A 25,737-nucleotide genomic window follows, 5' to 3' on the forward strand; every position below is an offset into this window, starting at 1 on the left:
ATGTTGACACAATTCGAGTTACATCTCTTCTGGTGCCTGAACACCTAACAGACGCAAACTTTCTGACAAAACAATCGTCACCGATTGTACCAATGCCAAACGTGCATTTAATTGCGAATCATCCGTTAAAATTTTGGAATTAGCATAATATTTGTTAAATGCACGAGATAGTGTCAAAGCATATTTTGCGATAATGCTTGCTTCACGTTGATCCCATGCACGTCTAACAGTAGCTGGAAAATTATTTAGTATGGTAATGATATCCCAAGTTGATGAATCTGTCAAACTCAGGTCGCCAGTTGTTATCATCTGACCTGCCTTACGCAAAATAGATTTGGCACGCGCATTTGTATACTGTACATATGGACCGGTATCGCCTTCGAAACGTACAACTTCATCCAAATTAAAGTCAAAGTTATTTGTGCGATCATTCATTAAATCATGAAAAACAACCGCGCCAGCGCCAACTTGCTCAGCAACCATGTCTTTATTATTTAGTGTTGGGTTCTTTTCTTCAATTTGCTTCAATGCCAAGTCATGTGCATCATCCAAAACATCTTTCAATAGGACCACATCACCCTTACGTGTTGACATTTTTTTGCCATTAAAAGTAATCAATCCAAAAGAAATATGTTCAATATCATCAGCCCAATCAAATCCCATCAAGGATAGAACGGCCTTCATTTGCGTAAAATGTTCACGTTGTTCGCCACCAACAACGTAAAGTGACTTAGTAAAATGATAAGTATCTTTACGATAGATAGCTGCTGCCAAATCACGTGTCATATACAACGTTGCACCATCTGACCGTTTAATCATAGCTGGTGTTAGGTTAGGATTAATTCCTGATAAATCAACAATTTGTGCACCCTGTGAGCGAACAAGAAGCGCTTTATCTTCCAATAAATCAATCACTTTGTCCATTTTATCATTGTAAAATGCTTCACCATTGAATGAATCAAAACTAATCCCTAAGCGATCATAAATTTCAGTAAATTCCTTCAATGATTCCTCACGGAACCATTGCCATAAGTTATGTGCTTCTTGATCGCCATCCTCTAGCTTTTTAAACCAAGCACGGCCTTCATCATTTAACGTATCATCGACCTTAGCTTTTGCATGAAACTCAACATAGTAGCGCAATAATGTCGCAATTGGATCGGCTTTCACTTCGTCAGCAGATCCCCATGTCTTATAAGCATAAATTAATTTACCAAACTGCGTGCCCCAATCACCTAAATGATTAATCTTAACTGGCACGTAACCGTTTTTAGCAGTAATATTTGCCAACGCATTACCAATCACTGTTGATCGCAAATGACCCATAGACATAGGCTTAGCGATGTTTGGCGAAGACATGTCAATAGTCACATTATTGCCTTCACCATCATCATTATGACCAAAATGAGACTTTAAATCAATAATTGTCTGCAAGGTTTTAGCTGACGTTGCCACTTTATCCAAAAAAAAGTTAACATATGGCCCTGTTGCTACAACTTTTTCAAACTCATCCTGATTAATTTGTGCCACAATATCAGTTGCAATTTGCTGTGGTGCTTTATGAAGTACTTTAGCCAACGTAAAAGTTGGAAACGCTACATCACCGAGATCCGAAGACTTTGGTGATTCTAATTTTTCTGAAATTTGTTCTGCTGTTAGGTCAGTCAACACATCCAAAAGTGCTACAACAACCTTTTTATTTCCTGTCATTTGCTCTTATTCCTTTATTTGTTATTATACCGTATTTTTTAATTACGATATAAAAAAACTCATCCCCTGTTTAACATTAACAAGAGACGAGTTTTAACCCGCGGTACCACTCTAATAGCTTCAATATTCACCACTCATTATTCTATTAAAGACTCTGAGTATGCGACCGTTTCTATTCAAGACCTGACTTTCATCGCCACAGGTTCGCTAAACTCGAATATTTGAAACATATTTACTCTTCTTCGTCTGCATCAGCTTGCTGAGGTGCTGGTGCGTGTTTAATCACTTCTATTTCATCCATACGAACCACAGCACGATGATTCATTTCATTCACTGCTGGTTGGTCTGAAGGATCATTTTCTGTAATCTCGACTAATAATGCATTTTCATATATTTTTTCAACTTGGCCCGTGAATGGCTTTTCTAAATTACCGTATGCTGGTGCAAGTAAAACATCGCCAACATTATATTTTGAGGCTTTAGTTTCTTCTTCGTCTACCATATTATTTGTTAGTGCACAATCGCGTAACAAAAAATCATGATTCATATCAATTTTTGTCCGCTACCTTGTACACAATTCCTCCTATAATCGATGTGTAACACCATATTCTATCATAAAATCCGCATTAATTCAACGTAATCATTCGTTCTATAATTTCACGTGCAATAGCAATTTTAGACGCTTTTGCCAATGTTTGCGCACGCTCATCACGAGTCAAAATTGTTACTGCGTTATTATCTGATGAAAAACCTGCGTCTTGCCGGCTAACGTCATTTGCAACTAACATATCAGCATTTTTGGATACTAGCTTTTCTTGTCCAGACTGGATAATATGCTGTGTTTCAGCAGCAAAACCGACAACACGTTGCCCCGCTTTTTTACTTTGCCCAATCGCTTTTAAAATATCAGGATTTTGTACTAAATTCAATGTCAATGTACTATCGGCTTGCTTTTTAATTTTATGCACTAATTCTGCCGTTGGTTTGAAATCAGCTACCGCAGCAGCAGCAATAAAGTAGTCAGCATCTTCGAATTCGCTCATCGACATATCGTACATTTCTTGTGCAGATTTCACCATAATTTGACGGACACCGAAAATTGTTTCGCGATTGATCGTCGTAATCAAGGTCACATGAGCGCCATGTTCTGCTGCTGCACGCGCCAAAGCATATCCCATTTTACCGCTTGATCGGTTAGTTAAATATCGCACTGGATCAATCGCTTCACGTGTACCGCCTGCTGTAATCACAACTTTTTTGCCTTGTAACTTACCAGACCGGCTGCGTAATCGAACATCAGTTTGACTCAAAATAGTTTCGGGTTCAGGTAGTCTACCTTTAGCATCATAACCTTCTGCCAAAAAACCAGTTTCGGGTTCAATCACAAGCCAGCCATCTGTCTGTAATTGCTTAATATTGCGGGAAACAGCTAAATTATTAAGCATGTGATCATTCATAGCTGGTGCGATAACTTTATCTGCAGCCGATGCCATTATCGTTGCAGTTACCGCATCATCAGCAATGCCATTTGCTATTTTACCAATAATATTAGCAGTAGCTGGTACCACCAAAATAATATCTGCCCATTTTGCCCAATCAATGTGTACAACAGCTGACTCTGGAGCATTAAATAAATCAGTTAATACTTCGTGCCCTGATAAAATCGCTAAAGTACGGCTTGTAATAAATTCTTGTGCCGATTTTGTCATTCCCACGCGTACTTGAGCATCATTTTTAACGAGTAAACGTACAAGAGTTGTTGCCTTATAGGCTGCAATGCTACCTGTTACAATTACTAATACATTTTTATTAGTGAACATACTTTCCTCAACTACTAATACATGTTAGAGATCGCTTTTCATGACATTTTCTTGTCAAATATCACTTTCATTTAAAAACCTTTTTCAAGCAGTTTCCCAGCAACTGGCAATTGGCCTAATTGATCTACCTTTTGACCATCGACGACTACCAAATTAGCAGGTGATTGGGCTAATGATGTGAAAGCATTGATTGATTGATTCTGGAAATATTTATCATCAGCACCAGCTAAACCAGCTTGCACTGTATCAATACGATAGCGTTCAGCATTAGCTCGTGTCTTTGTTGCGTCAGCTTCAGCAATAGCTGTCGCCATTAATGCATCATTTTTTGCTTTAGTAGTTAATTCAATTGAACGTGCTTCACCTTCAGCTTTAGCGATTGTAGCCACACGTTCACGATCGGCTGTTAGTTGTTTGTCCATGGCTTCTTGAATAGAAGCTGAAGGACGTAATTCATCAATATTAATACGGTCAACATTAATCCCGTATGTATTTGTCAAGTCACCAATTGCCGTTGCTAATTGCACATTAATCTTGGTAGTTGACCCTAATGCTTCATTTAATTCCATACGCCCAATGATATCACGAAGATGACCACGAACTAATTGTGCCATCGATTCTACTGAGTCAGTATTTTCATAGCGATACTTAACAGCATCAGTCACATGATAATTTAAGGTAACACTTGCTTTTATATCAGCGTTATCAGCCGTAATCACCGAATAGTCAGGCAGACGTAAGGGGCGCATTGCCAAGCTCACTTTACGTATTGCTTGAAGAAATGGGATATAAAAATGCAACCCCGCTTCCTTACGACGACTATATTTGCCTAATGTTTCAACTAAACCAGCATTATTCTGTGGCACAATTTTAAAAAATAACATATTTCTCCCTCTTTTTACTTCAATTCTCTCAACGTCAAAATATTACCATTAGCTTCAATAATAGCGTAATCAGCATCTTGATGCACACGCGATGAATTATCAATCAAATAACGATAATAAATACCTGAAACATTTACTAATTGACTTGCTAAATCAAAATTTTCACCTGAAATCACCTGCCCAACAAATTGGCGATCTTCAAATGTTTCTGGGTGTAACCCCTCCTCTAATAGTTTCGTTAAAAAGTTGTTTAACGAACGCCCTTCTTGATTAGCTCTTTTAGCTAAAGCCTCATGCAATTTTGGATCAATTCGCAGTGGAATTTTCCCTGATTTTTGTGAATTGTTTTTGTCAACCATATCTATATGATATCACATTCAGACTAGATTAACATCTTTTGCGTTATTTTTTTCACAAAAAAGACTTAGGAAACCCCAAATCTTTTTTATTTGCTTTATTAATCGTGATATTGGCGCACTACTGCATAATCACCAATATATGGTTCGTCCACGCCGTTAATCTTTTGGTAAGGGTCTTCCCCTTTACCAGCAACAATAACAATATCTTTATCACCTGCTTGTGCTATTGCGTCATGAATAGCTTGAATGCGATCCATTTCAAAATGAACTTCAAGACAGTCATTTTCAATATAATTGGCTATTTGATGCGCAATATCTAGTGGATTTTCATATTGTGGGTCATCAGCTGTCAAATAAACCACATCAGCGAGCTCTGAAACAACACGGCCAAAATCTGCTCGACGAGATACGCCTTTATTGCCAGGTGAACCAACAACCACCAAAACCTGTCCTTCAGGATATTGGTTTTGTGCAAAACTAAGCAAGGCACGCATCGACGCATAATTATGCGCATAATCTACGAAAGCCACACCATGACCTGCAATAGGAAGACTCAGCATACGCCCAGGAATAAAGACTTCATCCAGGCCGTAAAGCATATCTTGATGATTCGCCCCAGCTAGTGACGTCATAATTAATGCCGCCATAGCATTTGATTCATTAAAATCTCCAGGTAAATTTAATCGATAGCGACCTGAAATCTCAATAATATCACTTTCTTGAACCGTAAAACGGCTTTCGTGGATAGCACTTTCTTGAGATGTATAGGTGTAGTCACCACCGTTTTCAAACAAACTGTACGTATATATTTTGTCATGTGTTTTTTTGGCATGCTTTAAGATGTCATTTAGATGATCACTTTCCGCGTTAATTATGACCTCATCTGAATGATCAAATAACATCATTTTGTGCGCTAAATAATCTTCAAATGTTGGATGCTCATTTGGACCGATATGGTCGGGAGATATATTTAAAAATGCACCAACCTGATATCGCAAGCCATAAACCCGTTGCTTGAGATAAGCCTGTGAACTGACTTCCATAATTAAATGCGTCATGCCATTATCTACCGCTTGCCGCATATCTTTAAATAACTCATATGATTCAGGGGTCGTCAAATCTGATTTTTTCTTATCGGCATTGGTCACCCCAGTAATGCGATCAACAGTTGAAAAAAGCGCAGTATGATTATTTGTGGCATGTTTTAAGATGTTATATGCCATATAGGCTGCCGTTGTCTTACCTTTTGTTCCAGTAAACGCACCAATCCATAACTGGTTTTGCGGATAATCAAAGAATGCCATGGATAAAATTGATAGCGCTTTTTGAACATTTGTCACTAACCATTGTGGTTGTGGTAAATTCAAGATTTTTTCTGTAATCAGACCTGTGACACCATTGACGTCATTTAAATACTCAATTTTAAATGCACCTTTGACGACAAAAAGTGTATTGTCTTTAACCTGCCGCGTATCATAGTGCAAAAAATCAAAAGTCATCCTATTTTTTGGTTTTGACACTAAAAGATTATGTTCGTTTAAAAGTTGCTCAATTGTTTCACTTGTAATTTGCATATTCTTATTATACAAAAAAAGTTGTGTCAAATACAGACACAACTTTGAATCAATCAATTAAAAACTATAAAATTAGACCGATTGGCTATTTTTTTCTAATGTGGTGGCAGTCATATCGGCACTAGCTGCAGCATTATCACGATAAATATGTTGATCAGAAGCTACTGCAGCATAGACGCGATCCAGTTCACGTTTTAAAATATCACGAACTTCATTTGTTGCATGTGTCTCCATTAACATTTGACGTAAAGCTGATGCATGTGCAAAACCACGCAAATAAATTTTGAAATAACGTTTCAGTGCTTCAAAATGCTTAGACGTGACATTTTCGTTGACATCATCAAATAAATCAAGTTGTAAATTTAATAGTGCAATCGATTCTTCTAAAGTATGTGGCGTTGGTGTCTTTTCAAAAGCGTAAGGATTTTCAAAAATGCCACGTCCAATCATAATACCATCAACTCCAGGATGTGCCTGTGCCAATGCTAACCCTTCGGCACGCGTTTTAATATCACCGTTAAGCTGAATGAGTGTCTTTGGCGCAATACTATCTCTCATTGCTAAAATTTCATCAATATACTCCAGATGGGCAGGTACTTTTGACATTTCTTTTCGTGAGCGCAAATGAATTGTCAGGAGAGCGACATCTTGTTTAAAAATAATAGGTAACCATTCACGAAATTCCTCAACCTGTGAAAATCCCAAACGGGTTTTAACGGAAACGGCTAGGCCAGATTGCTTAGCAGCAGCTATGACTGATACTGCAAGTTCTGGATGCCTAATTAAATCTGACCCGGCACTATTTTTTATCACGGTATTATCTGGACATCCCATGTTAATATCTACTGCTTGAAATCCCATCGTTGGTAAAATCTTTGCTGCACCAGCGATGGTTTCAGGACGCGATCCCCATATTTGAGCAACTGGCTGTTGTTCACCTTCAGCTACAGCTAAACGCCCTTGAACAGAGAACTTTGCTTTTGGATGAACCATTGAACTAGCGTTAGTGAACTCGGTAAAATAAACATCGGGTCCGCCAGCCTGAGCAACTACTCGTCTAAAAATAGTATCTGTTACTGCTTCCATTGGTGCTAGACTAAAAAAAGGTACTTTCTCAGCACTGTCACTGCCGAGTTGTGCCTTTTCCACTACTTTAGACCAAAAATTGTGTTGAGGAGACTGTAAAGTCATCATATTTTCTCCTTATTTAATGTAAGTGAATAATGTATATCATATCATATTTTGTTAATTAATGTTTGTAGCGCACGTGAACGGTCATGATATTGGATGACTTCAGCCAAAGTCATTTCTGATAGTGTTTTACCATTTTCAGCTTCCATAATATTATCTAAACCATCTAACCATTGTCCACGGCGAATACTATCAGCAACACGTATGCCGCCTTGACCTTTAGCTAAAAATGTTTGTCCATCTGGTGTGACAAATGCCATAACTGCCAATAAGTATCCTGCACGATCCACATTATTTTGATAAAGATTCAGAATATATTGTTGCTCTGCTTCAGTGCCAATAATACCTTTCTCTACAAACTCACGTGCGGTTACTACACCAAATCTTTGCGGAAAAGCTTTTAAATAGAGCGCTGTATCATCAGCCAAAATTATCTCATTAGGCAAAAATTCATGGATAAATGCTGCTTTTGTTGTTGCATTTTGCGTTTGTGACGTCGTTGTTTCTTGAGGAAAAGACAGCTTTTCACCCAATAACTCACGATAATTGATGATTTCATGACCCATCTGTGTCGCTAAAATTTGAATCTCTTTAGTTTTAGCAGAATTGTTTGAAGCTAATATGAAGCGCATCAAATCCGTCCTTCCTTTTGTATCGCACTTAATGTGTAAAATGAGCCTGTGACGACAATTAAAGCCTGCGATGATTCACGAACACGCATCGCCAAAGAGATGGCCGCAGAGGCATCATTGGCTATTTCAACATCAACAGATGGATAAAGTGTAATAATCTCTGCTGCCAGTTCATCAGCAGATAGTGCCCGTGTCTTATTACTTGGCGTAACGGTAATCACGCGTTGGACAACGGGTATGATAGCATCTAGCATACCGTGGTAATCTTTATCTTTTAAAACACCTAAAACCAAAGTCGGCTTGATTTTCAAATGCCAAGCATTTAACGCCGCAACTAATCCTTCAATGCCATCAACATTATGCGCCGCATCAAATAAAATATTTGTGTCCTCATGATAATTCATACGACCTAACATTTTAACTTTTGCGAGACCTTCACGTGTTTTTTCCTGATCAAACGTATAGCCCTTTTCAGTCAGTGCATCCATAATTTGCAAAACAATACTAAAATTATGAACTTGAAAAGCACCCGGCATACTCAAAAAATATCCTGGTGTCCCATTTATGATCAAATCTAACCCTTTAGGTGTCGTACTGACGATAATAATACTATCTTTTTCATGTTCAAACCAACGTGCCCCTACTGCCGAAGTACGTGCCTTCAAAACTTTGCTTGCTGTTAAATTTTGTCCAGCATAATCAATGACCCAAGTGCCTGGTTTAATGAGAGCTGACTTATTTTCTGCTATTTCAGTAACATTACGCCCGAGTATATTTTGGTGATCCATACTGATTTTAGTAAATACAGTCAACATCGGTGACTCAATGGCATTGGTTGCATCGCGCAAACCACCCAAACCTGCTTCAAATATGACAAAGTCAACTTGTTGATCAACAAAATATAAAAGAGAAATAATTGTAAAGTACTCAAAATAAGATAAATAATTAGTTTTTTTATCATATTTAGCAAGACAAGCAGTGACTTTGTCATAATAATTTAAAAAATCAGCCCGTGTTATCATGACACCATTAATACGAATCTGTTCACGATCTGTCAAAATAAAAGGGCTTGAGAAATGACCATATGAATAATTATTTGCTTTTAAAACAGCCCCTGTCATAGTACCAGTAGAACTTTTTCCATTCGTACCACTAATGTGAATAATCTTTAATTTTTGATCAGGATGACCTAACCAACTCAAAATCTGCTGCAACTTAGGCACACGTGTATCATCTAGTAAACGCCATGTATTGTCTAAATTTTTAATCACTTTTTTATAACGTGCCTGAATCTTAGCTTCATGTTTATCTAGTTGTTTATCCACTGTCATTCTCCGAAAAGTTTTCTGCCATTTATTTTATCATAAGTTTATTACTAAACAAAAAATCAACTATCAATAGACCCTACTGATAATTTTCTTTTGTAAGCACAGATTATCATGTTTCAGGAAAATCAGTAAATATCGCATTAACGCCCCATTTTTCTAATTCTATTGCCATCAAATCATCATCAACAGTCCAGACATTAACTGCTAATTGATTCTCCACTAAATAACTAACTTGATTTTGTGTTAAATATGTCACATCTGGATGAATGTATTTAGCATCAATTTTTTGAGCTAATATTAAAATATTATCAGGCAATGGTCCCTCAATTAAAACACCAATTGCTACTTGCGGCATTAATTGATGATATTTTTCCAGTAATTCAAGGTTGAAACTTGATACAATCATGTCACTACCAGAATTCACTCGATTTAAAGCTGATACCACACGTTTTAAGTAGTATTGTTGATTGTCTTCAGTCACTGCTGTTTTTAATTCAAAATTCACATTTAACTGATTAGCATTAATAAAATCAATTAACCAGTCCAGTGTAACAATGTGTTCTCCGACAAAATCAGTCCCAAACCAGCCACCAAAATCTATTTTTTGTAATTCTGAGAATGATTTATGATTAACCTCACCCTCACTATCCGATGTCCGATCAACTTGATTATCATGAATTAAAATCAACTGATTATCTGAAGATATATCAATATCTGTTTCAAGCCATGAGACACCTAAAGGTAACATTTTATTAAAAGCTGCACGTGTATTTTCTGGTGCCTGTGCTGAAATACCACGATGTGCAATTTTTATCATAATTCTATCCCGTTTCTATTTTTTAAATTTCATGAACTAATAACCTCTATCGAGATCAACAACATTTTGTACAAATGTACCCTCGGTTACAAATGAAGGCACATTCTTTTCGAGAAATGTAAATAGTCCACCTGCACGTCCAGTTTGCGCGTTCTCACCCCAACTTGTATGCTGTGTTAATAAGATTTGTGATCGTTCAAATAATGGATGATTTTTTGGCAATGGTTCTGGTGTCGTCACGTCTAGTGCAGCGTACTTAACGCGCGAGTCATCAATTGCCGATAGCAATGCTGACTGATTCAATGTTGTTCCACGGCCAATATTAATAAACAAAAAAAGTTGGTTCATTTGTTCAAAAAAACGTTCATCAAAGAAATTGTCAGTTTCTGTCGTACCTGGTAAGCCATCTACCACGATATCTGCCTTAGCTAAGCCTTCTTGGTAATCTGTCATAGCATAAACTCGATCAAAATTTGGCACTTGGTGACCCGTTCGGTTCACACCATAAACAGTACCACCAAAACTTTTAATTAATTTAGCAATTTGTTGTCCAATTCTACCAGTGCCAAAAACTAATACTGGTAATTCACTGACAAGATATTGATCAGTGAATGGCTCCCAATGTGTTCGCGTTGCATACATGTGCAACCCACGAGCAAAGTATAAAATATAACTCAAAACTGTCTGCGCAATAGGCAGCGCCTTCAAACCACTAGCATTTGTAACAGTGATATCCCGTGCTTTGAGTTGCGCTAATGGTAAGTAATCTACACCAGCAGACTGTGCTTGAATCCACTTGAGTTTAGATGATGGATTCGTTAATATCTCTTCACCAATAGCATTGTCCCAACCATAACTAATTACAATTTCTGAAATTTGACTTGCCTTAATCGTATCAGGCGTCACCACTTCAATGCCATATTTTGCTAAAAAATTGCGATTTTCAGTATTTAAAACTTTGACTGCTAGAAGTAACATCACTAATCTCCAATCTATTTTCTTTAATTATATTAAACTTTTGGATTAATAGCACTATTAATGTAAAAAAAATTTAATAAATGAGTTTATAATTAAAACGTTGACATTTAATTATAGTTATGCCATAATTTAAACATTAACTCAAAGGAAAAAGAAACTAATGCATATGTCAAGCTCATACAACTTCACAAACCTCATTACGATCAGCGTCGTCATTATTATCTGACTTCTCGCTGGTCTACTTTTGGTTGCCAGTTGAGAAGTACTCTCAACTGGCGTGAAGATGTTGAACTTCTCAATATCTTAAAAGGCGCTAGTAGTATCTAGCGCCTTTTTTCTTTTTTCTTTAAAATACAAGCACGTATGCGACTGATATCTCATCACTCACATACACCAAAAAACGGAGGATTCAATTATGAATGCAGCTGCAACAAATGCGCCAAAAAAGGCCGAAAACGAAAAAACCTTGATCGACCAAAAAAATCCACCACGTTCTACACGTGACGTCGTGTTTGATGTTTCGACTGGTATTTCTAATATCATTCTCGCGGTTCTTGGCATGGGACTCCTAATGTCATCAATTGGTAATTTATTTAATTTCACGCCACTTGTTCAAGCAGGCCTCATGGGTCAAAAAATGTTAGCTCCAGGACTTGGCGTTGGAATTGCCATTATGATGCGTGCCAATATCTTAACGACTGGTGCTGCATTAATTTCTGCAACAGTTGGATCAAACGCAGTGTATTTTACAACAACTGCTTCACCAGCAGCCCACACTGCTACTGGTTGGGTGGCTGATCAAGCTGCCGGGTCACTAGTTATGACCTCTGGTCAACCTATTTCCGCTGTTCTGGCTGCGCTAATGGCAGTTTTAGTCGGTAATTGGCTAACCGGCAAAACACCGTTGGACATGATGCTTGTGCCACTTGGTGCTGTGCTTGCTGGTACATTTTTTGGACTCGGTGCTGCCGCAGTGACAACACCATTTCTAAATTGGGTATCTGAAAATTTGGCTTCAACAATGCAGGTTAACCCATTGCTTGGTGCATTCGTTGTTTCTACTGTTTGGTTTATGTTCCTGATGACACCCGCTTCGTCAGCAGCTCTTGCGATCGCCGTTATGCTTGATCCTTTGTCTGGTGGTGCTGCGTTAATCGGTACAACTGCTGGATTTGTCGTTTATACTGCGATGGGCTGGACACAAAATAATTTGGGTGCTAATTTTGCTCAAACAATTGTCACACCAAAAGTCCAATTCACAAACTTATTAAAAAGTCCCTTATTGTTCCTTGGTCCTGCAATGATTGCAGGCGTTTCAGCTATGTTTGCAGTTGGTGTCTTTAATTTAAAAGTACCTTTTGCTATTGCCGGCCTTGGATTAAATGGCTTCATTGCCCCCTTGGCATTGGCTGCCACTAACCCTCGTGGTTTATTACTGGTTGCTATCTTTGGTATTGTTGTTCCTACTATCAGCAGTTTGGTTTTTTATTACCTACTTAAAAAGTCTGGTAAGACAAAGACAAACGATTTGCATTTAGATGTTGTTTAAATTCAAATTAAGCGTTATAGTATTATTATATTTTTATAAGAAAGAAGATTGACTATGTCACAGAAAAAAGCAGAACCCTCAGATTTTAATTGGTCAGAACTTGGTTTTGAGTATCACGACTTGCCTTATCGCTTCCGTGCTTACTACAAAGATGGTAAGTGGAGTGAAGGTGGTCTTGAAACTGACTCAAATCTGCCAGTTAACGAAGCCGCAACAGGTCTTCATTACGGTCAAAACATTTTTGAAGGTTTGAAAGTTTATCGTCGTAAAGATGGTGGCGCTAATATTTTCCGCCCAGATCGTAATGCACAACGTTTCCAAAACTCAGCTGACCGTCTAATGATGGCACCAGTTCCTGAAGAATTATTCCTACGTGCTTTGAAAGAAGTTACAAAGGCCAACAAAGACTTTGTCCCACCATATGGCACAGGCGCAACTTTATATCTTCGCCCATTTGAATTTGGAGATGGTCCCGTGGTTGGTGTTCACCCAGCTGATGAATATGTCTTTGAGGTTTACGCAACACCAGTTGGTGCCTACTACAAAGGTGGCTTAACACCAACAGCTTATGTAACAAATCACTTTGATCGCGCTGCCCATGGTGGTACCGGTGCTGCTAAGGCTGGCGGAAACTATGGCGCTTCAATGATGGCTGGTAATCAAGCACATGCAGCTGGTTACTCAGATGTCGTTTACCTTGATCCACGTTTACATGAAAATATTGAAGAATTGGGTTCAGCTAATTTCTTTGGTATCACAAAAGATGGCCGCTTCCTAACACCAAAGTCACCTTCAATTTTGCCATCAGTAACAAAATATTCATTGCTGGAGGTTGCTAAGGAACTAGGACTACAAGCTGAAGAAACAACGATTTCAATCAATGACTTGGATCAGTTTGCTGAAGCTGGTGCAATGGGTACCGCAGCTGTGATTTCTCCTGTTGGTTCTATCACACACAATGGCAATAAGCATGTTTTCTATTCAGAAACAGAAGTTGGTCCATGGACTCAAAAGCTATATGATCGTTTGACAGCTATCCAATATGGTGATGAAAAAGGTCCCGAAGGCTGGGCTGTAGACGTTCCACTTAACTAATAAGCAAAATAAAAAAGTTACTTGCATTAAAGTAGCTTTTTTATTTTGCTTATTGACGCATTTAATTTTTTTTGCTATACTTATATAGTTGTCTGATAGAGATATCGGACATCACTGACCATGGCTCGTTGGTCAAGTGGCTAAGACGCTGCCCTTTCACGGCGGAATCGAGAGTTCGATTCTCTCACGAGCTATATCAAGTCGCAACTTCGGTTGCGGCTTTTTATGTTGTTCTTAAATCCAAACAAAAATAGAAGCAAGGCGTATAAGTCTCTTATTGCTTCTATTTTTGTTTAATTGTAAATACTCTTTTAGCTGGTTGTTTTTTATTAGACACAACTGTTTTGCGTGTTGCTTTTGGTTTAGGATGATGATTAGCTGTGTCACGTCTATTTTTATCACGAGACCGACGTTTATTTCTTGATGGCTTTTCTTTTTCAACTTTACGCGGATTTATATTTTCTAAAACAAAGTATGGTGCACCAAAGTTAACATATTCATATAAATAATCTTGCAATGCATCAATCTGATCTTGTTTGACATTTGTTTTGCTATTATTATAAAAGCCCTTTAATCGTAGCTGACCTGCTGAAATATCACCGACAAGAAAATCATATTGTGCTAACAATGGTGTATAACGAATAGCTAACTTATCCGCATCAAAAGCTGATTTGAAATTTTCAACTAATATTAATGTTAGTTTATCAATTTCCACCTCATTATCTTGCACAATGACTTGATAGGCTTTTTTTCGCTCTTCTTGTTGTAATATTGTCCGTTCTTTCAATGTTTCATGATCCATATGTTCACCTCTTCTCGTAAAAATCGCCCGGTTGGCGACTGTATTTGTCTTGATAATACTTTGCCATGAGTTCACGTAGCAAAATATTTAATTTAATTTGGATTGGTGCGGACTGAATAACTGGAAAAAAAGGCACCCATTTATAATGGTCCAATGTTGCAATCTGATATCTACCGGTCAATTCTATCTGATGCCCTTGATATAAGATTTCACCATTACGTTGACGATCAACCCCATCGAATCTCAGATAACCAAATGTCTTCCCTCGGAAGCCACTCCCTTTCATGTCCAGAGTTGACAACCATTGTTGCTGAGATGTTATTTCATTTAATAATTCAACTATCTCGGCCCCAGTTAGTGTCATTAACATAGGATTAATAGCATGCGGCATGCTTTCAAGTAATTCATACTGCGTCAGTTCCCCATATGGTAAATTGTCTACAAACATACCTGTGGATACCATTGCAGCTGGCACATCAAAGTATTTTTTTAAAGCACGTAATGCATCATAGGTCTGCTCATCAGATGTAATATCACGCGGAATTTTGGCAACTTTATGAGATTCTAATAATTTCTTCCCAGTTTGTAACCAACCACGAATGAGGTGATAATCCTCATCCTCTTCAGCCATTTCATAGGTTGGTGTGGTCACGGCCGATTTTTTTATAATCTGATGATTATTAGATACTGTCAGTGTAATATCCCCGGCATGCTCACCATATCGACCAGCGGCTGCAAGTAATGTCCCATTAACCATTTTACCATGATCCAGTAAATGATGCGTGTGCGCACCAATAACGACATCAATATCATATTTCTCACCAATATGTTGGTCCGTTGGCAATCCTAAATGGGAAAGCAATACCACAATATCTGATTCTGCCCGTAATTTTGGTAGCAATCGATCAATCGTATTATCAACTGAATAAGGCTGCCAACCAAGCGACGGATAAGTCAGTTGATAAGGCGCAGTTAATGCAAAAACACCAATTTTGGTTCCGTGTTTTGTTGTTAATATTTTATATTCATTCGCCCATTTTGGTTGATTTTTATTAGGTAATTCTTTTAAATTAGCTAATAATACATCGAAGTTAGCTTGATCATATAAATGATTCATGGCTTCATGAGACAATACCAAACCTTCGTTATTGCCGATAGTAACGGCCGTATAGTGAGCTGCATTCATGAGTTCAACATTACCTCGGCCCATTGTGGCGTCAGTTAACGGGTGTAAGCGATCAATCGCATCGCCAATATCAAAAGTAAAACTCTCTGAATATTTTGCCTGCTTAGTGTTTAAAAAACGTAAGAGTCGCGGCCAATTCCCCAAATGTGAATGAATATCATTTGTATGTAATAAATGTATTGTCTCCGATACCATTTAATACCTCTCCTAGTTCATGCCATAATTGTAGTTAATATCTAAACTCGCTGTAAATAATCAGTTCTTTTAGCCTGAATAATATGAATGATTTCTGACTCACTCAAGGGTGCACCAAAACTAACACTACCAGATGGCAGATAATCAATTTCTGGTGAATCAATACCAACATTAATATTTTCCTTTTGATGAACACTATAATTATGTATATGCCCATGTAAATTGATTTTGTTCTTTGTTATGCCAAACATCAATGGATAGTGTGTCAAAAAAACTTCATAATGATTGAATTTAATACGTGTTCCCACTTCATGAATCGTAAATTTAAGCTCGCCATTAACAGTGGCATAATTATTAGCCATGAGAAATTTCAATAATGACATATTATCATGATTACCCTTTATGATAACCAAATTACCATTTAATCGATTTAATATTTCTAACGTCTTCGTCATAATCAAGTGAGATGGCTTAGTAAATGCCAAGCTAATATCACCCAAATGATAAACTGTATCGGTTTGTTTAACCTTATTGTTCCAACTTTCAATAATTTTCTCATTCATCTCTTCGGAAGTTATAAATTGAGAACGTGGTGAAAACACTGGACTATTTAATAATGATTCATGATAGAAATGTGTATCCGACGTATAAAAATTCATATAATACCTCTCTATTAATACCATTCTACACCTAAAATAGCAAAAGACGCTGCAAAATGCCGCGTCTCATTTACCAAAGCCATACAAAAAGTCAATAAAGTCAGATAAATTTGCCGGAAAGGCATTTAGACCCCAGATAATTTTTTCTGTTTGTCCTGGAATTTTAAACCGAACGCCCCATTCATCATTCAAGCTAGGATCATCATGAGACGGACCACGATATTCAGACATCCATGTATTAATAAACGCCAATGACTCCTCAGCAAAATGATCCCACACTTTTGTCATATCAACCCATTCGTCACGATACCGCCAATTAAACGGTTCACCCTGTTCATTGAAGTGGGGGTTATAAAAATCAAAATGAGTATCTAAAATATCTTTAGCTTGTTGACTTTTATCATCCTTTTGCCAAAAAGCGTGCCCTTCATGGCGCTTAACATACACATAGTTAAATCCGCTAGCTAAGTTACCGCGATAAAATACTAAAAAATCTAGTCGTGCTTGCCCCATATTAGCCCTCAATTATTATCAAGTCTTTACTGATGCCTGTGGTTAAATTCTCATAACCACTATCTGTTACAATGACATCATCTTCAATACGGACACCACCTTTACCAGCTAAGTAAATCCCTGGTTCAATCGTTAATAAATGTCCCACTTGCAACTCGTCGCTTGAATGTGCACTTAATGCTGGACCTTCATGTATATCAAGTCCAACACCATGACCTGTCGAATGATTATAAGCCTCACCATAACCGTGCTCTGTAATATAATCTCGCGCAACACGATCAATTTCGCTGCCAGAAATACCAGGTTTCACGGTTTCAATAGCATTTTCATTTGCTTGCAAAACAACATGATATATGGCCTTGAGTTCGTCACTAATTGGACCGACAGCAATGGTACGTGTAACATCTGATGTATAGCCATCAACATAGTAGCCAAAATCAATGGTTACTAATTCTCCATTCTCAATAACTTTGTCAGTTGCTTCACCATGTGGCAAAGCCGAACGAGATCCGGATGCAACAATTGTATCAAACGATGCCTTTTCAGCACCATATTTTTTTTGCAAACGATCCAGTTCATTGGCCACTTGTCGTTCGGTCATACCTGGTTGAATAAGAGGTATTAATTCATTGAAAGCCTTAGTAGAAACTGCGGCCGCTTCACGTAATGCAACTAATTCTGACTCATCTTTCACCTCTCGCAAAGCTTCAATAGCTGAAGGTAATGCGTCAAATTCAATATCAGCTGGCAATAAGTCGTCAATATAATCATAAATATTGTATGGCAAGTCAGCTTCAAAAGCCAATTTTTTAATATGAAATTCTGTTACTGTAGCGATGGCCTCTTCATAATAAGAACGTGTTATTTTAAAATCAACGCCTTCTGGTAGTCGATCTTTGTAATCTTCTTCATACCGTGAATCAGTGATTAAACGTGCATTATCTAAAGTCACTAGAACCAGTCCATCACCAGTTCCACCGTCAAAACCGGTCAGATATTTCATGTTGACACCATTATAAACAATCAAAGCATCCAGATCCATTTTTTTTAACAACTTTTGTAATTTTACTATTCGTATTTTAAAATAATCAGTCATATACCATTAGTCCTTTTAAATAAATCAGTATCTTCATTATAGCACACCTATTTATGAGCTATTAGCTCGTTACTATTAATTTAAATACAACAAAAAAGCCAGAAACAATTGTTCTGGCTTTTAATTTTGATTACTTTGCAGCAGCCAAAATTTCGTTATACTGTTCACGTGTGTAAACAGATACTTGACGCTTTTCGCGACCTTTACGTTCAAATCTAACAACACCGTCTGTTAAAGCAAACAAAGTGTCATCTCCACCCTTTTTCACGTTTACACCTGGATAAATATGTGTACCACGTTGGCGATAAATGATTGAACCCGCTGTCAAATCTTGTCCATCAGCAACCTTAGTTCCTAAACGACGACCAGCTGAGTCACGACCGTTGGCTGAAGATCCGCCACCTTTGTGGTGAGCGAACATTTGTAAGTTTTCTTGATTCATCAACATAAGTCTATTCTCCTTTACAAGTAGTGATTACGCGATTGAATCAATCTTCACGCGTGTATATGGTTGGCGATGTCCTTGCTTGGTATGCATATTCTTCTTGGCTTTATACTTAAAAGTAATAACCTTCTTTTGCTTACCTTGCTTTTCAATAGTACCTGAAACCTTAGCGCCTTCAACGAAAGGTGTTCCCACCTTACCGTCAATCAAAACAACTTGGTCAAAAGTTACTTTTTCGCCTTCAGCTGCATCCAACTTTTCAACGAAAATTGTATCACCTTCAGCGACTTTATACTGCTTACCGCCTGTTACAATAACTGCATATGCCATTATTGAATTCTCCTTATACTTAGACTCACCATCCCAGGCGGGCCAGCTCTAGTCTGACTCGTGCTTCAACCTGTTCTGAGTGGTTGTAGCTATGCTAACAACCTTTAAATTATACCAAAACTTTATTATCCCGTCAAGACAGCAAATTTCATTTACTATCAGATAATTCAAAATCAAATAAACTTAATCCTGTTTGTGTCCATCCGCTCGTATTGATACGTAAAATCTCAATCAAATCAGAAAGTAAGTCAGGCTGTGGTAAGTTCATGTCTTCTAGCAACCATTTAGCAATTAATGCCCAAAAACCACCAGTCACGATTTCCCATTGAAATGTCTGACGACGTCGTACTTTTTCATCATCCAATGTTGATAATTGTGCTTGCATTTGTGTTCTCATACGTGACATCAGGGCCGCAAAATAATCTTTATCCTTATTTAAGTTCAAAACAGCATTATAAAATGCTGCTCTTTCACTAACGGCTTGAATCATCTTGACTAAATTAAATTTGCCATGAATATACTGTGTAAACTCTAACAATAACACGTTATTAACTTCAGAAATTAAGTGATCTTTGTTCCTATAATATTTATAAAATGTACCGCGCGTTACATTGGCACGTTTCAACAAATCAGTAATTGAAAAATCCGTTTGTGTAGTCAATAATATAATTGTCGTTTCTTCTATTATTTTCCTTGTCCGAATAACACGTGCATCTTCTTTTTCAGCCATAATTCCCTCAAGATTTACGAATAGACACAGATTCATACCTATTCTTCATTTTTGGCACCGATCTTATAAATTGCTGACTCGATATTTAGGTCAGTTTTCATTTGAGTAACAATATCTGCGCGTTGTGCTGAACTTTTGTTAATTGCGTTAACTGACATGGTGATAATCGTATTAAAGCCGTTATGAAAACGCGAGGCAACACTACCATCGATATTGTAGTGCCCTTTTTTAGCCGCCTGCACGATTGTGACGATCCCTTGGCGACCATACAAAGCTTCACGTAAAGATTGCGCATCAGGTCCACTTAAATTGCTACTGTTATTTTTCACAATAGTGTCACTCGCTTTTTCAATCGTTACCATCGTTTTCGGTTTTGTATAATCAAAATCCCTTAGTGCAGTAATCAACTCATTAATGTCTTGACGTGAATCTTCTAAATGACAATAATCTGTTTTTGGCATTGATACGCCTGCATATTTTGGTTGTTGATTAAAAGTGGCAAACGCCGCGAGCAGTGCGATAATCACGACACCTAAAGCAATAAAAGCTTTTCTCATATTTTAAATTTCTCCATACTTTCCATATGTCTAGTATACTATGAATCCTGAATTTTAAAAACATGCAGTTTGGATCTTTAATATTCACAAAATATATGATAATATAGATAGAGTATTGCGTTGGTAGCTCAGCTGGATAGAGCAGCCGGTTTCTACCCGGCAGGTCGAGGGTTCGACTCCCCCTCAACGCATTTTAACCGTTTTATCAACTTTGTTGGTGGAACGTTTTTTGTTTGTAAACATTGTTTTATCAATATTAGTAGCGCAATAATTCCTTAAATTAGCTAAAAATTAATGTAAAACGACCCAACAAGTGAATTTACCCCAGCTACGGGAACTCAGAGCACTTATTTTTATGTAATAAAAAAGCACCCGTTAAGGTGCTGTAATTGTAAACTATTAGCTGACAACTACTATGTACGTCAGCCCCTGGAATATACTTCAATTTAGATAAAAGAAGTATGGCGATTGTAAAATCACTGGGTTAACTAATACATTATATCACTAATCTTGCCAAAAGTAAAATCAACTTATGTGAAATAATCCATACCAGCCCTCAGCGTGCCGTACTGGTGGATACGAACAGATACCTATTAACTCAGTCCCACGAACTGAACTATTGCTACTTGCAGCAACACGTGACATTTCTAGGTCAACGGCTATCGTTCTTGAATCAAACATTATCTGTGCGTTTCCTTCTTTGATTTTCAGGTTGTCACCTATATTTATTATGGGGCCGGCCCTTTCTAATATTTTAATAACATGTAAGTGCTATACTTTACTGGTATTCCCTACTTGTATATCGTGTATCGCGTGAGTTCAATTCACGTCTCTCAAGTATGACTCTGAACTAAGCTAATAATCAGCTGAAATAATCATAAAATATCTTTTGCATAAAAACATTCAAAAATGGACGGCTAGACTATCCCCTATTAGATACATTATAATAACAAGGCAAGGGTTACAAATGTAAAAGCAACATTCATACACCACAAAGGAAAGATCACCATGAAATTCATTAACAAAAATACCATCATTACCATAGTGTCTATAATAGTTATTATTGGTATTATCTATAAAATAAATCAGCCAGTTAAGCCAAGATTAGGCGCCAACAGCAAAAATACTTCTAAAAAGATCCACTCTACTCGTTCACAAAGTGCTCTGTCTTCAAATAGTAGTTCATCGCGTAATAATAATTCATCGAGCAGTAGTGCTACTGATGAACCCAAATTTCCAAGCGATAATAGTTCAAAAATTGGCTGGTCATCTAGCAAGCAACACGAACTGTCATTGTTTATGACAGAATGGCAATCTCGTATGAATCAATCATTCGTCGGAACTTACAATGGTCAACAACCAAATTACTATGGCCTCAAATTTCCAACAAGCATAACCAATGGGCGCTTGAATGGCCATATTAAATTCAATGATATTACGACTGATGTTACATGGTCTCCAGATGGTTCAGGTCATGCAACCCACAAGCTCGTGGCAATTGCTTCTGGAAAAATATCAAATGATAATTTTAACTTAGCACTATATTTCTTTGTTATAGAAAATAACCAGCCGATAGTTTATGTCTCACAGACAACAAATGGCGATGATCTATATTTCTCTGAAACAAAAAATACTGATCTTCAAAATGGTTTCACTGATATCTTTAATTATTAAAAATAATCTATCATTTGCCTTCTCCTTGGTATGATAGATTTTTTTGTTAATGCTATAATAGTCATAAAGTATCAAACGTTTAAGTTTTTTGTTTGAGATACACTATTGGTGCTAGAACTAAAGCAACAAGTTTTAGGAGATTATTATGGGACCATTAACATTGTTGTTTACTTTTTCTGTTCTAATGATGTCTATTTTAATTATTGGACTGATATTACATAATAAATATATGATCATTGGTGGTGTGATTGGTGTCATTATTCAGGTAGCAATCATTATTCTGTGGTGCTATTTTTGGTTCCCTTTTTACAGTTAACATTAGCCGAGTTCGTTGATAACTCAACACCAGAGTAACGCGTCCCCCATTTTTAAAAATAAGTACGGGATAAATCAATTATTTTTTATCCTAAAATAATAAAAACACTACTAAAATTTAGTAGTGTTTTTTTGTTTATATAATACCCTGTAACCCTTGTTGCTCTAGAAGTGAGCCTTTATCTTATAAATAGGTTGACCCTTGGCCATAAACTTTGGTTCATACTCTTGTAAAGCGAAAAATTAGTTATTTAAAACTGTTATGTATTGTTCAATCATTGATATGACAGTACTTTTATTAATTAATATTAACTGTGTATTAGTGGCAAGTACCCAAAATGTCCCCAATTTATGTATTTATTTTTAAGCATAAAAAGCCACGCAACTTAATACGTGGTTAGTCCATTTTTTCAGGTGTTGGCAAATTAGTCACGAGGTTCATCTTCAATACTAAATATATTTTTCTGGATACTTTTCTTTTAGTTTTTTTCGACGTTGCTTAATTTCAAATCCCAAATTCTTATTTTTTCGCTAAAATTTATAGATTTTAATGAATTTGCTGCCCCTAAAAATTCGTCATTAACGTCCAAGGAAAATAACGCTCTTTCTAAATTTGCTTTTGTAAATTCAGCATTATTAACGTTGTGACAACTTGTAAAATTATTACTTTTTAAGTCTGCATTTTCAAATTTAACTCCAAATAAATTATATTTATCAAATTTAACTTTTTTAAAAACTGTTCCTCTGCAAAAGCTATTTTTAAAATGTACATTTGTTAATTCAGCGCCATTTAAACTAATACTTTCCAATTTACAATTTATAAATGTTATATTCTTGAACTCACTTTCGATAAATGTACTGTTGCTCAAATTCCATTTTTTTAATACCACGCGGTCTCTACCTCTAAAAGAAAGATTAATATTACTTAATCCTGTTCACGCAATGAAATCTTTTTAAATTTAGATAGAACTAATTCTAGAAATAAATGATTTCGATAACTAGTTTCACCGGTTACATACCTTGATACCTCTAATTTAAGAACTAATTTTTTCTCTAAATCATTTTGAACAACATATGGCGTCAGTGTAAATAATCCGGTTAAAATTATTAGATCAATTACTGAACTAATACAGTTTTCTGCTATTGAAGGCAAGCCAGTTTTGAAATATAATATACAATAGATATTAAAACCAAATAATAGCAATACTTGTAAAAATAATAATTAATAATTTTTTCATGTATTTGTATAGTTAATTATGGATTGCGCCAAAAAACCTCTTTTAAAAGTCCGGGCAAACTTATACATTCGTTTATTTAATCAAACAGGTGCATAAGTTTGCCCGGACTTGAACAAGGGATTTCCCTTTAAAAAGGATGTTTTAACCTCTTAAACTACAAATTTGTACCTATTATACTACAAAAGAAAAATAACCAGACAGTTTTATGCAAAAATCAGAGACTTTAGTTTTCATAAAATAATAAACTTGATAACAGCATATCTCAGATTAATATTGTTCCAATACATAACCTATGTTTAATAATGTATAGTATCAATAAAATACATCCTTATTCACTTATAATATTTTATTCTTTAATATATACTAAAAAAGCCCAACCGGAATTTAATTCAGTTGGGCTTTTTTGTGTATATTTAAACTTGAAGTTCATTGAATGTTGACCATTCATAATAAATAATACAAAGCCATCTATTTTAATTAACAGGTGGTTTGTCTATTTAATTTGTAAATCTTGTTCCAAAATATTCTAGAACACAATTGCATTGTCATACTAAAATGCCACACGATAAGCGTAGTTAGAATTTGATTTATGCAATTCAAACGCCTTACCATCAATCTTACCCCATGTTGCTTTCACGCCGTATGGATGCATCGTGAATGCACGGCGAGTGAAGACCCGATCGTTACCAGCTGCTGCATCACGATCCTTTTCAAACGTTGTCATTTGTGATGGTGTACCTGATGTACGTCCAAATGAACCAGAAGCCAACAAATATGTGTTGTATAAACCATCAGTCGGCACTAATGCATCATCAACAATGACACGGTAGCCAAGATAGGTTGGAATTTGTACTTGTGACTGTGATGCTGGAATGAATTGTATCAAGTTTTGCTTTTGCAAATCTGTGTAAACAGCTGAATGCATGACCAACAATGATAACTTATCAGCAGCATCCCCTAACAATTGTTTTGTGTCTAACACTGCAGCTGCATCAATAGAAGCTGATGTTGCATTCAAATGGTCTGTTTCCCCAGTAGTCAGTGCGCCGTTAGTTCCAAATAAACCAGCCAATGTGGATGTCAATACTTTTTGTTCTTGGCGAATCCAATATGAACCAATCTTGTTCATCAATGATCCCATTGGGTCCGAACCTGACATTACTGCTGCCAATTCATTAACAGACCAACCGCGTCCACGATACATGACGGCTGCAATATCTTGCCCAGCTACGATTTTATCAGTTGACAATGAGTCACTATCAGAAAGCACCTCATCTTCTCCAGATAAATCATTCCAGTAAGGCATATGAACTAGTGTCCCACCTGCTTGAATATTTGCAGCAACACGTGCATCTGCTACCGCTACCCCTGATTGGATAAGTGCAGAATTTTCTGTTGAATATTGCTCCATGTATTGATTAAATACTTCTGGCGTTACTACGTCGATAATTTTTGTATTAGCGTTAGGCATTTACTTATTCTCCTTGTGATTGTTCTAGGTACTTCGTTAAATTGAAGCCCTCTGTTTTCATTGCTTCAGTAAGATTACCTGGTTGCTTTGGTGTTCCCCCGCCTGCCGGATTATATCCTTGTTGCGATCCACCGTCAAACAAATACCCCTTACTATCTTGTAACTTTGAAATTTGATCGTTAAGTCCAGCCAATTCACCGTCATCAGTCATTTTGATTGCTTCCATATCTAGGAATGCTTTCAAATCTTGTGGATCACGTGCCTTTGTCTTTGACAATGCATCACTCAATGCGCTGTCAAGTTTCGTTGCTGCCAACTTTTCATTAAGTGATTGCGTATCGGTGTCATACTTGTTTTGCAAATCTGACAATCGCGTTGACAATTCTTCATTGTCTCCTGCGCCCTTCTTCAAGTCCTTAATATCCTTGTCGCGTTGTGTCATCTGTTCATTTAAGCTGTCACGCTCGGCAGTTACGGTATCAAGCTTTGCATTTTCTTGCTTGATTAATTCACCTTTTAACGCCATCACACCTTTGACTTGCTCATCATCAAGACCTAACGATTTCAAATCTTCTGTGTTCATACTTTA

28 protein-coding genes, 2 tRNA genes and 1 other annotated feature are annotated in these 25,737 nt (G+C 36.9%); of the genes, 6 read left to right on the top strand and 24 right to left on the bottom strand.

The genetic code is table 11. The features are described 5' to 3' along the window. Nucleotides 1-18: 18 nt before the first annotated feature. The 11 genes from argS to HNQ98_RS06910 all read right to left on the bottom strand — a co-directional run bounded on the left by argS (nt 19) and on the right by HNQ98_RS06910 (nt 11,293). Entirely contained in the window at nt 19-1,710 is a 1,692-nt protein-coding gene (gene argS / locus HNQ98_RS06860) for an arginine--tRNA ligase (protein ID WP_135197359.1), read from the bottom strand. 232 nt (nt 1,711-1,942) lie between these two features. After that, complete coding sequence (locus HNQ98_RS06865; protein ID WP_041773198.1) at nt 1,943-2,212, bottom strand: hypothetical protein; 270 nt, start codon at nt 2,210-2,212, stop codon at nt 1,943-1,945. 124 nt (nt 2,213-2,336) lie between these two features. After that, the gene (coaBC, locus tag HNQ98_RS06870; RefSeq protein WP_135197358.1) at nt 2,337-3,530 is read right to left on the bottom strand and encodes a bifunctional phosphopantothenoylcysteine decarboxylase/phosphopantothenate--cysteine ligase CoaBC; all 1,194 of its coding nucleotides are present in this window, start codon (nt 3,528-3,530) and stop codon (nt 2,337-2,339) included. A gap of 71 nt (nt 3,531-3,601) precedes the next feature. Beyond that, on the bottom strand, nt 3,602-4,414 hold the full coding sequence (locus HNQ98_RS06875; RefSeq protein WP_014974207.1) for an SPFH domain-containing protein: 813 nt from the start codon (nt 4,412-4,414) through the stop codon (nt 3,602-3,604). A gap of 14 nt (nt 4,415-4,428) precedes the next feature. Further along, nucleotides 4,429-4,773, bottom strand: coding sequence for a toxin-antitoxin system HicB family antitoxin (locus tag HNQ98_RS06880; protein WP_014974206.1), 345 nt, complete (start codon nt 4,771-4,773; stop codon nt 4,429-4,431). Nucleotides 4,774-4,871: 98 nt separating this feature from the next. After that, on the bottom strand, nt 4,872-6,347 hold the full coding sequence (gene murE / locus HNQ98_RS06885) for a UDP-N-acetylmuramyl-tripeptide synthetase (RefSeq protein WP_135197357.1): 1,476 nt from the start codon (nt 6,345-6,347) through the stop codon (nt 4,872-4,874). A 72-nt stretch (nt 6,348-6,419) separates the two neighbouring features. Further along, nucleotides 6,420-7,538 (bottom strand): tRNA dihydrouridine synthase, encoded by a 1,119-nt coding sequence (locus tag HNQ98_RS06890; protein WP_135197446.1) that lies wholly within the window; start codon nt 7,536-7,538, stop codon nt 6,420-6,422. Between the two features lie 44 nt (nt 7,539-7,582). Next, nucleotides 7,583-8,170, bottom strand: a complete 588-nt coding sequence (locus HNQ98_RS06895) for a non-canonical purine NTP pyrophosphatase (protein WP_135197356.1) — start codon at nt 8,168-8,170, stop codon at nt 7,583-7,585. Continuing rightward, the gene (locus HNQ98_RS06900) at nt 8,170-9,495 is read right to left on the bottom strand and encodes a bifunctional folylpolyglutamate synthase/dihydrofolate synthase (protein WP_135197355.1); all 1,326 of its coding nucleotides are present in this window, start codon (nt 9,493-9,495) and stop codon (nt 8,170-8,172) included. Before HNQ98_RS06900 ends, HNQ98_RS06895 begins: the two co-directional genes overlap by 1 nt. A gap of 112 nt (nt 9,496-9,607) precedes the next feature. Beyond that, nucleotides 9,608-10,315 carry a glycerophosphodiester phosphodiesterase family protein gene (locus HNQ98_RS06905; protein ID WP_135197354.1) on the bottom strand — a complete coding sequence of 236 codons (708 nt, stop codon included), beginning with the start codon at nt 10,313-10,315 and terminating at the stop codon, nt 9,608-9,610. Between the two features lie 36 nt (nt 10,316-10,351). Then, the gene (locus HNQ98_RS06910; protein WP_135198106.1) at nt 10,352-11,293 is read right to left on the bottom strand and encodes an NAD(P)-dependent oxidoreductase; all 942 of its coding nucleotides are present in this window, start codon (nt 11,291-11,293) and stop codon (nt 10,352-10,354) included. A 415-nt stretch (nt 11,294-11,708) separates the two neighbouring features. Between HNQ98_RS06910 and HNQ98_RS06915 the strand changes: the two genes are divergently transcribed. The 3 genes from HNQ98_RS06915 (at nt 11,709) to HNQ98_RS06925 (ending at nt 14,131) form a co-directional block, all read left to right on the top strand. Then, complete coding sequence (locus HNQ98_RS06915; protein ID WP_135197352.1) at nt 11,709-12,842, top strand: PTS sugar transporter subunit IIC; 1,134 nt, start codon at nt 11,709-11,711, stop codon at nt 12,840-12,842. A 54-nt stretch (nt 12,843-12,896) separates the two neighbouring features. Then, the gene (locus HNQ98_RS06920; protein WP_014974198.1) at nt 12,897-13,937 is read left to right on the top strand and encodes a branched-chain amino acid aminotransferase; all 1,041 of its coding nucleotides are present in this window, start codon (nt 12,897-12,899) and stop codon (nt 13,935-13,937) included. Nucleotides 13,938-14,059: 122 nt separating this feature from the next. Further along, a tRNA-Glu gene (locus HNQ98_RS06925) sits at nt 14,060-14,131 on the top strand. A gap of 89 nt (nt 14,132-14,220) precedes the next feature. Here HNQ98_RS06925 and HNQ98_RS06930 read toward each other — a convergent pair. The 9 genes from HNQ98_RS06930 to HNQ98_RS06970 all read right to left on the bottom strand — a co-directional run bounded on the left by HNQ98_RS06930 (nt 14,221) and on the right by HNQ98_RS06970 (nt 20,450). Then, nucleotides 14,221-14,739 carry a YutD family protein gene (locus tag HNQ98_RS06930; protein ID WP_135197350.1) on the bottom strand — a complete coding sequence of 173 codons (519 nt, stop codon included), beginning with the start codon at nt 14,737-14,739 and terminating at the stop codon, nt 14,221-14,223. Nucleotides 14,740-14,743: 4 nt separating this feature from the next. Further along, on the bottom strand, nt 14,744-16,120 hold the full coding sequence (locus tag HNQ98_RS06935; RefSeq protein ID WP_135197349.1) for a bifunctional metallophosphatase/5'-nucleotidase: 1,377 nt from the start codon (nt 16,118-16,120) through the stop codon (nt 14,744-14,746). Nucleotides 16,121-16,161: 41 nt separating this feature from the next. Further along, nucleotides 16,162-16,779 carry a metallophosphoesterase family protein gene (locus HNQ98_RS06940; RefSeq protein ID WP_135197348.1) on the bottom strand — a complete coding sequence of 206 codons (618 nt, stop codon included), beginning with the start codon at nt 16,777-16,779 and terminating at the stop codon, nt 16,162-16,164. A gap of 66 nt (nt 16,780-16,845) precedes the next feature. Further along, nucleotides 16,846-17,292 (bottom strand): hypothetical protein, encoded by a 447-nt coding sequence (locus HNQ98_RS06945; RefSeq protein WP_019041598.1) that lies wholly within the window; start codon nt 17,290-17,292, stop codon nt 16,846-16,848. A gap of 1 nt (nt 17,293) precedes the next feature. Beyond that, nucleotides 17,294-18,388: a M24 family metallopeptidase gene (locus HNQ98_RS06950; protein ID WP_135197347.1), complete on the bottom strand. Its 1,095-nt coding sequence runs from the start codon at nt 18,386-18,388 to the stop codon at nt 17,294-17,296. 130 nt (nt 18,389-18,518) lie between these two features. Continuing rightward, on the bottom strand, nt 18,519-18,836 hold the full coding sequence (rpmA, locus tag HNQ98_RS06955) for a 50S ribosomal protein L27 (RefSeq protein WP_014974192.1): 318 nt from the start codon (nt 18,834-18,836) through the stop codon (nt 18,519-18,521). 27 nt (nt 18,837-18,863) lie between these two features. Beyond that, entirely contained in the window at nt 18,864-19,163 is a 300-nt protein-coding gene (gene rplU, locus HNQ98_RS06960) for a 50S ribosomal protein L21 (RefSeq protein WP_014974191.1), read from the bottom strand. An 11-nt stretch (nt 19,164-19,174) separates the two neighbouring features. Beyond that, nucleotides 19,175-19,258, bottom strand: a sequence feature (ribosomal protein L21 leader region). Nucleotides 19,259-19,311: 53 nt separating this feature from the next. Beyond that, nucleotides 19,312-19,893: a TetR/AcrR family transcriptional regulator gene (locus tag HNQ98_RS06965; protein ID WP_019040481.1), complete on the bottom strand. Its 582-nt coding sequence runs from the start codon at nt 19,891-19,893 to the stop codon at nt 19,312-19,314. Between the two features lie 38 nt (nt 19,894-19,931). Then, on the bottom strand, nt 19,932-20,450 hold the full coding sequence (locus tag HNQ98_RS06970; RefSeq protein WP_019040482.1) for a hypothetical protein: 519 nt from the start codon (nt 20,448-20,450) through the stop codon (nt 19,932-19,934). Between the two features lie 117 nt (nt 20,451-20,567). Between HNQ98_RS06970 and HNQ98_RS06975 the strand changes: the two genes are divergently transcribed. After that, nucleotides 20,568-20,641: transfer RNA gene (locus HNQ98_RS06975), tRNA-Arg, on the top strand. A 334-nt stretch (nt 20,642-20,975) separates the two neighbouring features. On the opposite strand, the gene HNQ98_RS06980 is transcribed toward HNQ98_RS06975, so the two are convergent. Next, complete coding sequence (locus HNQ98_RS06980; protein WP_172600966.1) at nt 20,976-21,131, bottom strand: hypothetical protein; 156 nt, start codon at nt 21,129-21,131, stop codon at nt 20,976-20,978. 327 nt (nt 21,132-21,458) lie between these two features. On the opposite strand from HNQ98_RS06980, the gene HNQ98_RS06985 reads away from it, so the two are divergent. After that, nucleotides 21,459-22,124, top strand: coding sequence for a DUF4767 domain-containing protein (locus HNQ98_RS06985; protein ID WP_135197346.1), 666 nt, complete (start codon nt 21,459-21,461; stop codon nt 22,122-22,124). Nucleotides 22,125-22,269: 145 nt separating this feature from the next. After that, a complete protein-coding gene (locus tag HNQ98_RS06990; protein WP_019040266.1) occupies nt 22,270-22,440 on the top strand; it encodes a hypothetical protein in 171 nt (56 codons plus the stop codon). A gap of 478 nt (nt 22,441-22,918) precedes the next feature. Here the strand turns inward: HNQ98_RS06990 and HNQ98_RS06995 are convergent, their stop codons facing one another. From HNQ98_RS06995 to HNQ98_RS07005, 3 genes are all read right to left on the bottom strand, one after another. Then, complete coding sequence (locus HNQ98_RS06995) at nt 22,919-23,329, bottom strand: pentapeptide repeat-containing protein (protein WP_172600965.1); 411 nt, start codon at nt 23,327-23,329, stop codon at nt 22,919-22,921. Between the two features lie 898 nt (nt 23,330-24,227). Then, on the bottom strand, nt 24,228-25,148 hold the full coding sequence (locus HNQ98_RS07000) for a major capsid protein (RefSeq protein ID WP_135197344.1): 921 nt from the start codon (nt 25,146-25,148) through the stop codon (nt 24,228-24,230). A gap of 4 nt (nt 25,149-25,152) precedes the next feature. After that, nucleotides 25,153-25,731: a phage scaffolding protein gene (locus tag HNQ98_RS07005; RefSeq protein ID WP_019040235.1), complete on the bottom strand. Its 579-nt coding sequence runs from the start codon at nt 25,729-25,731 to the stop codon at nt 25,153-25,155. Nucleotides 25,732-25,737 lie beyond the last annotated feature (6 nt).

Source organism: Leuconostoc carnosum, from assembly GCF_014207505.1.
Lineage (GTDB): Bacteria > Bacillota > Bacilli > Lactobacillales > Lactobacillaceae > Leuconostoc > Leuconostoc carnosum.